Origin of the sequence: Lentilactobacillus buchneri, from assembly GCF_018314255.1 — a bacterium.
Lineage (GTDB): Bacteria > Bacillota > Bacilli > Lactobacillales > Lactobacillaceae > Lentilactobacillus > Lentilactobacillus buchneri.
Genome location: NZ_CP073066.1, coordinates 2,004,946 through 2,018,099 on the forward strand (window position 1 = coordinate 2,004,946; position 13,154 = coordinate 2,018,099).

The window sequence follows — 13,154 nt, forward strand, 5'->3', positions numbered from 1 at the left end:
ACAGTGAACTAAACACTATATGGGAGGAAAAGGCCAACCACCAATTTAAACAAGTAATTGTACATCACAATCAAACAAACCCAATTTGCAACATTCAATCGTTGGGCCCGGGCAAAACTAATCATTTTGGGTTCTTCGTCAACTGTTGTTGGTGAACAAAATATTGGAGTTCTAATCACTTGGTGATTAGAGCTCTTTTTGTATGAACTCGAAAAGCGAACAGCACTCTTAGCCGGAATCTGAAGAAGTTTCGGTAACCAAATCCAGTGCGTTTAATGACTTTAATCTTGTTGTTTGAACCTTCTAAGGGCCCGTTGGTGTAATGGTGAGTAAAGGTATTGCCAATTTCATCATGATGAGTCGCTAGGGTCTGGAGGGTTGCCAACATCTCTTCCGAGCAGCCCTCTAAGTGATGGAATACTTGATTATAGTTGGGCCAATCACGGTTTTTGATGGTTTCACGTAACCGATTCATCACGTTGTAAGTTTGCTTGAGCTCGGGATCAATGTCCAATAAAGCATCAACCACATCAGTGGCAGTCGCTGGATAAGGGAAGTTTGTCCACTTACGGAAAGCTTCGTAGTTGAGGTGATTTTCCGGCGTTAATAATAGTTTCCAATAGCGTTTTAGGGCGTGATACTCGCGTGAGGAAGTCGCCAGGGTTTTCATGAGGCGCACCCGCGTCTTATTAAAAGCTCGATTTAAAGCGTTAACCAAGTGGAACGGATCGATGACAACGATGGCGTTCGGAAAGATCTGCCCCACCAATTTGGGATAGGTATAGTTCATATCGGTGACGATAATTTTCACATTTTCTCGCGCAGCCTGGTCGTAATGCTGGAAATACTTTTGAAGCTGATAGATGGTCCTAAAGGGTAACAGGTCGATCAATTCGTGGGTTTCCGCATCCATAAATTCAAAGCTCATCGCGTCGGTGGCGCTCTTAGTGCTTTTAACTTCGTCCATGAGGAGAACTTTTGGTAAATAGTGCCAGTTGGTTTGAAAGTCCCGTTCAGCGCGCAAGAGCTGCCGACCAACGAATGAATCCGAAGTGGATAACTCATCGGCAATGTGTTTGAGCGAAACCGGTTCGGTCAGTTTTTCTAAGCATTGTTTGCGGGTCGTATTTGAAATCGTGCAGTGTTTCGGCACCGCATTCGTCTGCGCCAGGAAATTGGTATGACAAGCCTTACAGTGAAAGTTTCGCCGATTGAGACACAGGATAACGGTGCTGCCCAATGTTTTTGCGAATCTAATGGTGGTCTTCCGCCAACCATAGCCAATAATTTGGTGATCATTGATAATCCCACAATTGCGGCATGCCTTGGGGGTGTAGTTTAGGGACCCCACCAATCGAATCACTCCATCATCACCCACTTGTCCTTCCTCAATTATTAAGTGTTCATCATCTATTCCTAACAACATTTTCGTAGTATCATTTGACATAGGGCATTTCCTTTCTTGACTTAATTCTGTGGTGGGAGCAAGTTAACGGACGGGAGATGTCCGCTTTTTTATTCTAATGATAAACAAAAAATCTGTCATCAGTAATAGATAAAAATCTATTACCAACAACAGATATTGTAGAACCTCATTTTGCCTGGGCCTTTTTACAGTCTGCCATTCTACCTAGTCGAATCTTGCCCCCATCAGCAGCTTCCGGCCATATAAGCGGGGGACACTGTTTTTTCCAAGATTAACATTGACACGTCCACGTAAAAGCGATAAATTAGATTATAATTAAGATATGATGATAAACGGATAAGTGATGATCTTATGAACAATTTGTGTTTCACGTTCGTCTGATGATTTCTTACATATCTGAATTGTAGAAACCATACTTAGTTACAACGCTTATCACCTGCTTAATCAATATTTTAAGGAGGACACATATACATGGCAAAACAAAAGTTAGAAGATTTAGATTGGACCAACCTTGGATTCGCCTATCGTGATTTACCATACAGTTACAACGAGGAATTTAAGGATGGCAAGTGGCAAAACGGCGGGTTAACCACCGACTCAACACTGACTTTCAACGAAGCTGCTGAAGATTTGCATTATGGTCAGGAAGTTTTTGAAGGGATGAAAGCCTATCGTACCAAGGACGGCCGAATTCAACTTTTCCGTCCTGACATGAACGCCAAGCGCTTTACGAATTCTGCCAAACGTTTGGTAATGGAACCATATCCCGAAGATAAATTTGTTGAAGCCGTTAAAGAAGTTGTTAAAGCCAACGCTGATTTTGTGCCACCTTATGGTTCGGGCGGCTCGCTTTACATCCGTCCGTTCATGGTTGGAACCGAACCACTGGTTGGCGTTTCACCTTCGTCAACTTACACCTTCCACATCTACGCCACCCCGGTTGGTGCATACATTAAAGGCCTTCATCCAATGCCATACATGGTCAGCAAATATGACCGGGCTGCTTACGCTGGTACCGGTCAGGCTAAGACTGCCGGTAACTATGCCGGAAGTTTGTTAGCAGCTAAGGAAGCTAAAGATAACGGCTTTGCCGGCGAACTTTATTTGGACCCACGTCAACATAAATACGTTGATGAATTTGGCGGTGCCAACTTCTATGCAATTGGCAAGGACGGCAAGTTCTACACACCAAAATCTCATTCAATCCTGCCGTCAATTACCAAGAAATCGATCTTGCAAATTGCCAAAGACTTAGGATTAGATCCTTCTGAAACCAACATCGATGTCAATGACTTGGATGAATACACTGAAGCTGGTGCCATGGGGACGGCTGCGGTTATTTCACCGGTTGGCTCTTTAACCAACAATGGTAAAAAGCACGTCTTTTACAGTGAAACCGAGCCGGGACCCGTTACACAAAAGCTTTACGATACATTATTTGGGATTCAGTCAGGTGATGTTGAAGATAAATATGGCTGGGTTGTTCCGGTTGAATAAAGAGTGGGACTTAAAGCGGTTAGTTTCCACGTTTCCGCAAGGTAATATTTAAAATCATAAAAGTTCAGGTGAGACAAACAATATTTTTGTCTCACTTTTTTGACCGCCGAATCCCTTGGAAAGTGTTTGACATTTTTTCTGGCAAACATTAGAATATTAGAAAATGGTTAGACCGATGACAACTATTTACTACATATCCTCAGGAGGGACACTATGGCAAAAGCAAAACCGGCAACAGAAATTGATTGGGAAAACTTAGGCTTCGATTATATGGACTTACCGTATCGGTTCTTAGCGCATTATCAGGATGGTCAGTGGGATGAAGGTCAACTCACTGAAGATGGTACTTTACACATCAGTGAGGGCTCGACCGGGCTTCATTACGGTCAGGCTGATTTCGAAGGCTTGAAGGCTTATCGAACCAAGGACGGCAGTATTAATTTGTTCAGGCCGGATCAAAACGCCAAACGGATGACTAAATCCTGTGCCCGTTTATTGATGCCGGCATTTCCGGAAGATAAATTTGTGGCAGCGGTTAAAAAAGTGGTCGCTGCCAATGCCGACTATGTGCCACCATACGGAACGGGCGGAACTCTTTACTTGCGTCCGCTGATGATTGGTGTTGGTGGTAACATCGGCGTTCATCCGGCTGATGAATACATCTTCACGATTTTTGCCATGCCGGTTGGGGCTTACTATAAGGGTGGTCTGAAGCCAACCAATTTCACGACTTCATACTATGATCGGGCTGCGCCTCATGGCACTGGTCAAAGCAAGGTTGGTGGCAACTACGGCGGCAGTTTGCTGCCCGGTGACCAAGCCCACAAAGCCGGGTATTCTGACGTGATTTATTTGGACCCGGCAACCCATACCAAGATTGAAGAGGCGGGGTCAGCCAACTTCTTTGGGATTACCGCAGACAATGAGTTTGTCACACCAAAATCAGATTCGATTTTGCCAAGTATTACCAAATATTCACTGTTGTATCTGGCGGAACACCGACTTGGGTTAAAGGCCGTTGAAGGTGACGTCTTCATTGACGATTTAGATCGATTCGAAGAGGCCGGCGCCATGGGAACGGCCGCGGTGATTGCACCGATTGGCGGGATTGAATATAAGGACAACTTACATGTCTTTTATAGTGAAACAGAAGTTGCACCGATTACCAAGAAACTCTACAACGAACTAACCGGCATTCAGTTTGGGGATGTGGAAGCTCCAGAAGCTTGGATTCAAAAAGTCGAAGTTTAATTGATTAACAAATGATGGCACCAGAAAAGAGGGCTGGGACAAAACGAACGGTTTTGCCCGGCCCTTTGTGTTTTAATTGGCGATTTGCTACACACCAGGTTAGTCGATGGTCTATGAAAGGATGGTCATTGTGATCAAACGAGAAGGTCATTCCCACACAGAATTTTGTCCCCATGGAAGTGGGGATGATGTGGAATTAATGATTCAAAAAGCGATCAAGCTGGGTTTTGAAGAATACAGTATTACCGAACATGCCCCGTTGCCCGAAGGACTGGCTGATAAGTATGCCGGGAAAACAACCGGACTCACGGAGGCCTCAATGGCGGCCGCTGATTTGGACGCTTATTTTCAAAAAGCCAACCAAATGAAGGCCAAGTATGCGGACCAAATCAAAATCAACATTGGCTTTGAAGTTGACTTCTTGCCTGATTTTGTCGATTGGACTCGCGACTTTTTGAACGAATACGGCCCGCGAACAACTGATAATATTTTGTCGGTTCACTTCATGCAAGGGGCAAACGATAAATTCTGGTGTGTCGATGATACTGTGGAAGATTTCCAGGCCGGATTATTGAGTCAGTATCCCGACTCACAAGTCCTATATGAGCATTATTTTCAAACCGTCCTGGCCTCCGTGAATGCTGACTTGGGTCCGTACACTCCCAACCGGATTGGCCACATGACTTTGGTTAAAAAATTCCAAGATTATTTTGGCTTGGATCGTAACTTTTCTGAGAACAATCTAAGACTGGTTGATCAAATTCTCAAGGCGGTTAGCGGTCAACACCGTGAACTGGATTTGAACGCTGCCGGGTTGTACAAGCCCTACTGTAATGAGCAGTACCCGTCCTATTCAGTTATCCAGATGGCAAAATCGTTAAACATTCCATTTGTTTATGGCAGTGATGCCCATAGTATTGCCGAAGTCGGTCAGGGTTACAATGGCGTGATTTCATTAGTTGAATAAATCGCTTGACAATCGATGGTTTGGTGATAGTATATGAAACTAAATAAAGCAAAAGTTAATATAATAAAGTTTTGATTAGAAAAAGTAACCAGTGGTAATTTAAAAGAGAGTGCCATTGCTGAAAAGGCACATTTTACACTGGCGAACACACATCTATGAACTAACCGGTTGAACCAAGTAGGCCGGTTCGCATGTTTAGCGTTATCAGGGTTACCGTATCTGTTATCAGAGGATGACTAGATATTGGCAACGTAAGGCCGACTACTGTGAGGTAGCGGCAAATTGAGGTGGAACCACGACTTTAAGGCGTCCTCGAAGACTGAATACAGTTTTCGAGGACTTTTTTTATCGAAATAGGAAGTGACAGTTATGAAAAATAAGAATTTACCAATCGGCACCCGTGACGAGTTTGGCACGGAAGCGGAAGTCAAAGAAACGATTCAAAATAAACTTTTTCAGGGCTTTCGGCGGCGGGGATTTCGTAAGTTAACCACCCCGGTTTTAGAATATTCAGATGTTTTTCAACCTCTGAATGCCGAAAATTATCGTCCCTACCAATTATTGGACGAGCAAGGCGAACCACTGGTTTTACGGCCCGATTTGACCCTCCCGGTTGCCCGAGTCATGAGTACGACCGGCATTGAGCTGCCAGTGAAATGGTATTACGGCGGCGACGTTTTCCGAGTAAAGAAGCAGTTATCCGGAAGTTATAACCAATTAACTCAGGCCGGAATTGAAATTGTTGGGTACAAGGGCTTGAAAGCCGATTGGGAGTGTCTGGAAGTTGCTTTAGCAGGATGTCGGGACATGGCCATCGAAAATGTCACGATTGAACTCAGTCATGCCAAGTTTGTTGATGTGCTGATTGATCGGCTGGATTTGCCGGAGCCCACCAAAGCTGGTTTGAAGCAAGCGTTGTTCGCCAAAGATCTCAGCAAGTACAACCAACTCGCACATCCACTGGCAGAAACACCGTTTTCATCGTTCGTCAATGAATGGCCGTGGTTGTTTGGCAATTTTGATGAGGTGATGACAGTCGTTGACACATTACCGCCGATTGAGGAGTTGGCGGGGATCGTTAATCACTTAAAATCAACGGCGGCCTTCATCCAAGAGTTATTCCCCAAAGTCAACGTTACCTTGGACTTAAGCATTCCTTCTCCACAGAGCTATTACACCGGCATGGCTTTTCGCGGCTTTACCGATAAATCCTCAGGCTATTTGTTCAGTGGTGGTCGCTACGATGACTTATTAACCAATTTCCAAAATGTCAAAACGTCTGCCGTGGGGGTGGCATTCGACGTTGATGCCTTGGTCGAACGGACCAGCTTCCCTGATGACACACCAACCACGCTGATCTTCTTTGAGGACGACCAATGGCAGGAGGCAGAAGCGGCTTTATCCAAGTTCGCCAATGCGACCCTCTGTCTGACCGACGATTTTGAAGCTGCTAAACGGCTGGCAGCCAGTACCAACAGTCAACTCATTGATTTAACAAAAGCAGGTGAAAAATGATGGAACGAATTAAAATTGCCCTTACTAAAGGCCGAACCGAAGATCAAGTGGTCCCATTACTGGAAGCAGCTGGGATTAACTGCGAGGGGATTCGCAACAAGCAACGGCGGCTGATTTTCGATGAAGATCCCCGTTACGAAATTATCCTGGTTAAAGGCCCGGACGTCCTGACCTATCTTAACAGCGGTTCGGTTCAAATCGGGATTGTTGGCAGCGACATCCTGGCCGAACAAGAAAATTTCCAATACGCAATGTTGGATCTCAACGTCGGCAAATGCCGGTTTGTCTTGGCATCAACCAAAGATTTCAATCCCCAGGCCCACCGGCGCAAAATAATTGCCACCAAATATCCCAACATTACCAAACGGTATTTTCAAGGGATTGGCGAAGACGTTGAAATCATCAAAATTGAAGGGTCGGTTGAACTGGCGCCATTGATTGGCCTGGCCGACGCGATTGTCGATATTGTCGAAACCGGCAACACCCTGCGTGAAAACAATCTCCAAGTCTTCGCAAAACTACAGCCAGTCAACACCAAAGTCGTGGTTAATCGATTGGCACTTCGCCAGTACCAACCTCAAATCAAAAGCTTGATTGCCAGCCTCGCCAAGGCCGACGATCAACTGATCCAATCCAAATTAATTAAGGAGTGAGCAAAATGCGAACAGCAACGATTTCTCGCAACACAAATGAAACCCAAATTGAATTAAGTCTCAACTTGGATGACTATTCAAAGATTCAAATTGATACCGGAATTGGCTTTTTCAATCATATGCTGGATGCATTTGCCCGCCACGGCCGCTTCGGGTTGGTGGTCAAAGCCAAAGGAGATTTAGATGTTGACCCGCATCACACCACAGAAGACGTTGGGATTGCTTTGGGACTGGCACTCAAACAGGCGTTAGGCGATAAAGCAGGCATCGAACGATTTGGCTCCGCCTTAATTCCGCTTGATGAAACTCTCAGTCGAGTGGTTATCGATTTGTCCGGCCGGTCTTATCTGGTATTTAAAGCCGAATTTGCCAACGACCACCTGGGCGGCTACGATACCGAAGTCACTGAAGACTTCTTCCAAGCATTCGCCTTCAACGCTGAAATGAATCTTCACGCAGAAGTTTTATATGGCAGAAATACCCACCACAAAATTGAAACACTTTTCAAGGCGCTGGGCAGATCCCTTCGAGCAGCTGTGACCATCAATCCAGAAATCAAGGGGATCCCGTCGACTAAGGGGGTTATCTAATGATCACAATTATTGATTACGACACTGGCAATACCCGCAACGTTAAAAACGCCTTGGATTTCTTGGGCGTTCCCAATCAATTATCTGCCGATCCCAGTGAGATATTGACGGCTGATGGATTAATTCTGCCGGGTGTCGGCGCCTTTAAAAAAGCCATGGATTCTTTAAATGAACGTGGTTTAGTTCCGGTGATTCAACAGGCTGCCGATGCAGGAATCCCAATTTTAGGGATTTGCCTGGGAATGCAGATTCTGTTTGATAAAAGTTATGAATTTGGTGAGTCAAACGGTCTGGGGTTAATTGCCGGTGAAGTGGTGCCGATTCCTGAGAATTTGGGGGTCAAGGTCCCTCACATGGGCTGGGATCAAAACCAGTCTCAGCAGACCGATGCACTTGGAGATGGGTTCGACGGTCAGTTCAGTTACTTTGTTCATTCCTACTACGTTCAAACGGCGGCCGAAAACATTGTTTCGACAGTCGATTATGGCGTCCAGATTCCAAGTATCGTGCGAAAAGACAATGTTATTGGTTTTCAATTTCATCCTGAAAAGAGTGGTGAAGTTGGACTGAATGGTTTGGCAAAATTCAAGGAGATGGTTGAAAATGCAGATTATTCCCGCAATTGACTTAAAGAATCAACAAAGTGTCCGGCTTTATCAGGGTGATTTCCAACAGACAACCGTTATTAGCAAGTCGCCCTTACAACAGGCAGTGGCAATCGATTCTGCCGGCTTGAAAAATTTGCATCTCGTTGACTTGGATGGCGCCAAGTCAGGACGGCCGGTCAATCGGGCATTGATCGAACAAATCTGCGCCCAAACTGATCTCAAAGTTGAAGTTGGCGGCGGAATTCGCTCACTCTCCCAAATTAATACTTACCTGACATCAGGCGTTAACCGCGTGATTCTGGGGTCAGCAGCCCTGAACAACCCCAAGTTGGTGCAGCAGGCCATCGAACAATTTGGCGCTGATCAAATCGTCGTTGGCATTGACGGCAAGGATGGTCGGGTGGCCGTTTCGGGCTGGCTGGAACAAAGTTCCGTGGAAATGGGTGAACTGATGGCCTCAATGGTGGCCTTTGGTGTCAATACCTTCGTGGTAACGGATATTTCCCGGGATGGGACGATGACTGGGCCCAATACCGCTCAGCTCAGTAGCCTGCAAGCCAAATTTCCTCAAGTCACCGTGGTGGCTTCCGGTGGCATCCGTAACGTTTCAGATCTTGAGGATTTGCAAACCGCTGGGATTAAAGCAGCGATTGTCGGTAAAGCAATGGCAACGGGTGATTTACCGCTCGATGTCTTGGCGGAGGTGAATACCAGTGTTAGCTAAACGAATTATTCCTTGTTTGGATGTTGACCACGGCCGAGTGAAGAAGGGGGTCAACTTTGTCAATTTGCAGGACGTTGGTGATCCAACCGAGATTGCGGCTGCCTATCAACAACAAGGTGCCGATGAGCTGGTGTTTTTGGACATCACCGCGACCAATGAGAAGCGTAAGGCGATCGTTGAGACCATTGAAAAAGTCGCCAGCCAAGTCTTCATGCCGCTGACAATTGGTGGCGGCATCCATAGCGTCGACGATATGCAAAATCTGCTGAAAGCCGGCGCCGATAAGACAGCCGTTAATTCAGCCGCTGTCAGCAACCCCCAGTTAATCACGGCCGGAGCTGAAAAATTTGGCGCTCAATGCGTTGTGTTAGCCATTGATGCCAAATGGAATCCAGAATCCGGGCAGTATGATGTGTACGTCAACGGCGGCCGTCAACGCACGAATTTAAATGCGATTGAGTGGGCCAAAAAAGGGGTTGCGCTCGGAGCCGGTGAACTCTTAGTTACCAGCATGGATAAAGACGGCACCAAGAGTGGTTATGATATTAACCTGTACAAACAGCTAACCGCTGCCGTGAACGTACCGGTGATTGCTTCTGGTGGCTGTGGGCAACTGGGTGACTTTGCTGAAGTCTTTGACCAAGCAGATGTTGACGGTGCTTTGGCAGCCTCGGTCTTTCACTTTGGTGAACTGACGATTGCTGATGTGAAAACTGATTTACGCAAAGACGGGGTGATCGTACGATGAAACCTGATTTTGAAAAATATTCAGACGGCCTGGTACCGACAATTGTGATTGATGACAATACCAAACAAGTGTTGATGATGGCCTATGTTAATGAAGAAAGTTTCAATTTGAGTATGCAAACCAGACAAACCTGGTTTTGGTCTCGAAGTCGCCAAGAATTGTGGCACAAGGGTGAAACTAGTGGCAATACGCAAGAAATCGTTTCAATCGATATTGACTGTGATGAAGATACTTTATTGATGAAAGTGATTCCGGCCGGACCGGCATGTCATACCGGGCACACCAGCTGCTTTTACCGGACCATTTTACCGGAACCAACCAAGGAGGAATAATATATGCAAGATTTAGACGAACTTTATCAATTAATTTTGGAACGCAAAAACAACCCCGAGAAGGGCTCATACACCGATTATTTATTTACCAAGGGTCTCGATAAGATCCTGAAAAAAGTGGGTGAAGAAGCAACCGAAGTGGTTGTGGCTGCGAAGAATCCGTCCGATCCCGACTTTATTTTGGAAGTTGCCGATTTGGCCTACCATGTCGAAGTTCTGATGGCCCAACGCGGAATTACCCCCGACCAGATTAAGCAGGAGCTTGCCAGCCGTGAAGGCAAAAAAAGCATCACCAAGGATCGTAAACAAATTAAGGAGTGGTAGGAATGGTCAAAGAAGCCGTCAAAAATCTGGAACCGTACGTTCCTGAACTCACTTTGGAACAGATGAAGAAGCAAAAGGGGCTGGATAAGTTAGTCAGAATGTCCGCCAATGAAAACGCCTATGGCACCTCTGGTGACGTGGCCAAGGCACTGGACAAGTGGCACTATCGCGATGCCAATCTGTATCCCGACAGTAACGCTGATGAGCTGCGGGAAATTATTGCTTCCCAGTTTGATATCAACGCCGACAAGTTGATCTTTGGCAACGGCTTGGATGAAATTATCGAATTGCTGTCGCGGGTGATTCTTGAACCCGGGGATGAAGTTTTGGATCCGGCACCAACTTTTTCAGAATATGCCCTGCATGCAGAAATTAAGGGTGCCAAAATCAAATCGGTTGGGCTGGACGACTCCGGCCGGATTGATTTAAAAGCAATGGCCCGCTCAATTTCTTCCAAGACCAAAATGATCTGGATTTGTAATCCCAACAATCCTACCGGAACTTTTCTGGAGGCTGATGCCATCCGGGCATTTGTCGAAGATGTTCCCGAAGCGATCACGGTAATTGTTGACGAAGCCTACATTGATTTTACCGGCGGCATCCATGACTCGGTCATCCAGTTGACCAAGGAATTTAAGAACCTGGTGGTTTTGCGGACATTTTCCAAGGCTTATGGTTTAGCCAATTTCAGGGTGGGCTTTGCCGTTTGCTCAGATCCATTGATTGGCTATCTGCAGGCAGCGAGGTTACCGTACAACCTGAGCACCTTTGCTGAAATTGCGGCAACCGCGGCATTTAAAGACCAGTCATTCGTCGACAATACCGTCAAAAAAGTCATTGCCGAACGCAAAAAGTGGGAACATTTCTTAATCAAAGCCGGCTTGCCGTTTTATGACTCGGCAACCAACTTTATTTTCTTCCAAGTGAAGGGTGGGGATGCTGATGCGCTTCATGAATATTTGTTGGAAAATGGTTATTTACTTCGGAACGGTTTACGCAAGGACTGGCTGCGAGTTACCATCGGCAGACCGGAAGACAATCAAGCCGTTCAAAAATTGATTGCCGATTATCTTGCTTAAACATTTACTTACAAAAAGTAGCATTCATTTCGAGAATGCGTTAATATTAGTTTTACTGGAAATTACGACCTTCAACTCGTGGATTCTCCAGAATCTAATTGAAATGATGGTGGTTTTATGCAAGACAACAGTCAAACACGTGTTGTTGTTGGAATGAGTGGTGGTGTCGACTCCTCAGTCGTCGCTTATCTGCTCAAACAACAAGGATACGATGTGATTGGCGTTTTCATGAAGAACTGGGATGATACTGATGAAAACGGCGTATGTACTGCAACCGAAGACTATAAAGACGTTGCTAAAGTCGCTAACAAGATCGGCATCCCATATTATTCTGTCAACTTTGAAAAGGAGTATTGGGACCGCGTGTTCACTTACTTCTTGGATGAGTATAAAAAGGGCAGAACCCCCGATCCTGATGTGATTTGTAATAAGGAAATCAAGTTCAAAGCCTTCTTGGATTATGCTTTGGAATTGGGTGCCGATTACATTGCAACCGGGCATTACGCCCAATTAACCCGTGATGCAGACGGTCACAATCATCTGCTGCGGGCATCCGATGGCAACAAGGACCAGACCTACTTCTTGAGCCAACTTTCAGCTGACCAGCTGGACCGGGTTATGTTTCCAATTGGTAACCTGGTTAAGCCGGATGTTCGAAAGATTGCCCGTGAGGCCGGCTTGGCAACTGCCGACAAGAAAGACTCCGTTGGTATTTGCTTTATCGGCGAGAAGAACTTCAAGAACTTCTTAGGTCACTATCTGCCAGCAACTCCCGGCAAGATGATGACCGTTGACGGCGAAGTTAAGGGCCAACACGATGGTTTGATGTATTACACCATCGGTCAGCGTCGTGGACTTGGAATTGGTGGCGATGGTGTTGATAACCAGCCATGGTTCGTTGTCGGCAAAGATTTAAAGCAGAATATTTTATACGTGGGCAAGGGTTATCACAATCCATTGTTGTATGCCGATTACCTTGAGGCTTCAGATATTCACTGGGTTAATAACTTGGACCGCGGCAAGGACTTCCACTGCACCGCTAAGTTCCGTTATCGTCAAAAAGATACCGGCGTGACCGTTCATATCAGTGATGACGGCCAGTCGGTTCGCGTTGATTTTGACGCACCGGTTCGTGCAATTACACCGGGACAAGCCGTTGTGTTCTATGATGGCGACGAGTGCCTCGGCTCTGCGATTATTGATGCGGCTTACAAGCAGGCTAAAGAATTACAATATGTTTAATCTGAAAAAGTTGACGATTGTCGTCAACTTTTTTTGTGGGCTGATTGCGCTTGTTAGGAAATGCAACAGTGATTCCTGGATAATCGTTATCATCAGTTGTTACTTTTAATTGAGCTTCAAAATAAAAACAAATTTTTCATTATAAATCTCGTTAGGCTTTTGAAATCGAACCGTTTTCCTGTCATAATGTAAGAAGCT

General features: G+C 45.7%; 14 protein-coding genes and 1 other annotated feature. Of the genes, 13 read left to right on the forward strand and 1 reads right to left on the reverse strand.

The genetic code is table 11. The features are described 5' to 3' along the window. Positions 1 to 175: 175 nt before the first annotated feature. Positions 176 to 1,447 carry an ISL3 family transposase gene (locus tag KE627_RS09520; protein WP_035181568.1) on the reverse strand — a complete coding sequence of 424 codons (1,272 nt, stop codon included), beginning with the start codon at positions 1,445 to 1,447 and terminating at the stop codon, positions 176 to 178. Between the two features lie 450 nt (positions 1,448 to 1,897). Here KE627_RS09520 and KE627_RS09525 point away from each other — a divergent pair, with 450 nt between their 5' ends. The 13 genes from KE627_RS09525 (at position 1,898) to mnmA (ending at position 12,956) form a co-directional block, all read left to right on the forward strand. Further along, a complete protein-coding gene (locus KE627_RS09525; protein WP_013727528.1) occupies positions 1,898 to 2,923 on the forward strand; it encodes a branched-chain amino acid aminotransferase in 1,026 nt (341 codons plus the stop codon). Positions 2,924 to 3,136: 213 nt separating this feature from the next. Further along, on the forward strand, positions 3,137 to 4,174 hold the full coding sequence (locus tag KE627_RS09530) for a branched-chain amino acid aminotransferase (protein ID WP_013727529.1): 1,038 nt from the start codon (positions 3,137 to 3,139) through the stop codon (positions 4,172 to 4,174). Positions 4,175 to 4,280: 106 nt separating this feature from the next. Then, the gene (gene hisJ, locus KE627_RS09535) at positions 4,281 to 5,141 is read left to right on the forward strand and encodes a histidinol-phosphatase HisJ (RefSeq protein ID WP_013727530.1); all 861 of its coding nucleotides are present in this window, start codon (positions 4,281 to 4,283) and stop codon (positions 5,139 to 5,141) included. Between the two features lie 62 nt (positions 5,142 to 5,203). After that, positions 5,204 to 5,458, forward strand: a binding site (T-box leader). Positions 5,459 to 5,510: 52 nt separating this feature from the next. Then, entirely contained in the window at positions 5,511 to 6,656 is a 1,146-nt protein-coding gene (locus tag KE627_RS09540) for an ATP phosphoribosyltransferase regulatory subunit (RefSeq protein WP_056939007.1), read from the forward strand. Next, positions 6,656 to 7,309 carry an ATP phosphoribosyltransferase gene (hisG, locus tag KE627_RS09545; RefSeq protein ID WP_013727532.1) on the forward strand — a complete coding sequence of 218 codons (654 nt, stop codon included), beginning with the start codon at positions 6,656 to 6,658 and terminating at the stop codon, positions 7,307 to 7,309. Before KE627_RS09540 ends, hisG begins: the two co-directional genes overlap by 1 nt. Positions 7,310 to 7,314: 5 nt before the next feature. Further along, on the forward strand, positions 7,315 to 7,899 hold the full coding sequence (gene hisB / locus KE627_RS09550) for an imidazoleglycerol-phosphate dehydratase HisB (RefSeq protein WP_013727533.1): 585 nt from the start codon (positions 7,315 to 7,317) through the stop codon (positions 7,897 to 7,899). Beyond that, positions 7,899 to 8,525 carry an imidazole glycerol phosphate synthase subunit HisH gene (gene hisH / locus KE627_RS09555; RefSeq protein WP_013727534.1) on the forward strand — a complete coding sequence of 209 codons (627 nt, stop codon included), beginning with the start codon at positions 7,899 to 7,901 and terminating at the stop codon, positions 8,523 to 8,525. The genes hisB and hisH overlap by 1 nt, the downstream gene beginning before the upstream one ends. Next, positions 8,503 to 9,231 (forward strand): 1-(5-phosphoribosyl)-5-[(5-phosphoribosylamino)methylideneamino]imidazole-4-carboxamide isomerase, encoded by a 729-nt coding sequence (hisA, locus tag KE627_RS09560; RefSeq protein ID WP_013727535.1) that lies wholly within the window; start codon positions 8,503 to 8,505, stop codon positions 9,229 to 9,231. The genes hisH and hisA overlap by 23 nt, the downstream gene beginning before the upstream one ends. Next, positions 9,221 to 9,979: an imidazole glycerol phosphate synthase subunit HisF gene (gene hisF / locus KE627_RS09565; protein WP_013727536.1), complete on the forward strand. Its 759-nt coding sequence runs from the start codon at positions 9,221 to 9,223 to the stop codon at positions 9,977 to 9,979. Before hisA ends, hisF begins: the two co-directional genes overlap by 11 nt. Then, complete coding sequence (gene hisI / locus KE627_RS09570) at positions 9,976 to 10,311, forward strand: phosphoribosyl-AMP cyclohydrolase (RefSeq protein ID WP_013727537.1); 336 nt, start codon at positions 9,976 to 9,978, stop codon at positions 10,309 to 10,311. The genes hisF and hisI overlap by 4 nt, the downstream gene beginning before the upstream one ends. A gap of 3 nt (positions 10,312 to 10,314) precedes the next feature. Then, positions 10,315 to 10,635: a phosphoribosyl-ATP diphosphatase gene (hisE, locus tag KE627_RS09575; protein ID WP_013727538.1), complete on the forward strand. Its 321-nt coding sequence runs from the start codon at positions 10,315 to 10,317 to the stop codon at positions 10,633 to 10,635. A gap of 2 nt (positions 10,636 to 10,637) precedes the next feature. Continuing rightward, on the forward strand, positions 10,638 to 11,714 hold the full coding sequence (hisC, locus tag KE627_RS09580) for a histidinol-phosphate transaminase (RefSeq protein WP_056939005.1): 1,077 nt from the start codon (positions 10,638 to 10,640) through the stop codon (positions 11,712 to 11,714). A gap of 117 nt (positions 11,715 to 11,831) precedes the next feature. Further along, entirely contained in the window at positions 11,832 to 12,956 is a 1,125-nt protein-coding gene (mnmA, locus tag KE627_RS09585) for a tRNA 2-thiouridine(34) synthase MnmA (protein WP_013727540.1), read from the forward strand. The last annotated feature ends 198 nt before the right edge of the window (positions 12,957 to 13,154 follow it).

Coding starts and splice junctions, on each gene's coding strand:
- KE627_RS09520 (WP_035181568.1), bottom strand. CDS start 1,447: ATGTCAAATGATACTACGAAAATGTTGTTAGGAATAGATGATGAACAC.
- KE627_RS09525 (WP_013727528.1), top strand. CDS start 1,898: ATGGCAAAACAAAAGTTAGAAGATTTAGATTGGACCAACCTTGGATTC.
- KE627_RS09530 (WP_013727529.1), top strand. CDS start 3,137: ATGGCAAAAGCAAAACCGGCAACAGAAATTGATTGGGAAAACTTAGGC.
- hisJ (WP_013727530.1), top strand. CDS start 4,281: ATGGTCTATGAAAGGATGGTCATTGTGATCAAACGAGAAGGTCATTCC.
- KE627_RS09540 (WP_056939007.1), top strand. CDS start 5,511: ATGAAAAATAAGAATTTACCAATCGGCACCCGTGACGAGTTTGGCACG.
- hisG (WP_013727532.1), top strand. CDS start 6,656: ATGGAACGAATTAAAATTGCCCTTACTAAAGGCCGAACCGAAGATCAA.
- hisB (WP_013727533.1), top strand. CDS start 7,315: ATGCGAACAGCAACGATTTCTCGCAACACAAATGAAACCCAAATTGAA.
- hisH (WP_013727534.1), top strand. CDS start 7,899: ATGATCACAATTATTGATTACGACACTGGCAATACCCGCAACGTTAAA.
- hisA (WP_013727535.1), top strand. CDS start 8,503: ATGCAGATTATTCCCGCAATTGACTTAAAGAATCAACAAAGTGTCCGG.
- hisI (WP_013727537.1), top strand. CDS start 9,976: ATGAAACCTGATTTTGAAAAATATTCAGACGGCCTGGTACCGACAATT.
- hisE (WP_013727538.1), top strand. CDS start 10,315: ATGCAAGATTTAGACGAACTTTATCAATTAATTTTGGAACGCAAAAAC.
- hisC (WP_056939005.1), top strand. CDS start 10,638: ATGGTCAAAGAAGCCGTCAAAAATCTGGAACCGTACGTTCCTGAACTC.
- mnmA (WP_013727540.1), top strand. CDS start 11,832: ATGCAAGACAACAGTCAAACACGTGTTGTTGTTGGAATGAGTGGTGGT.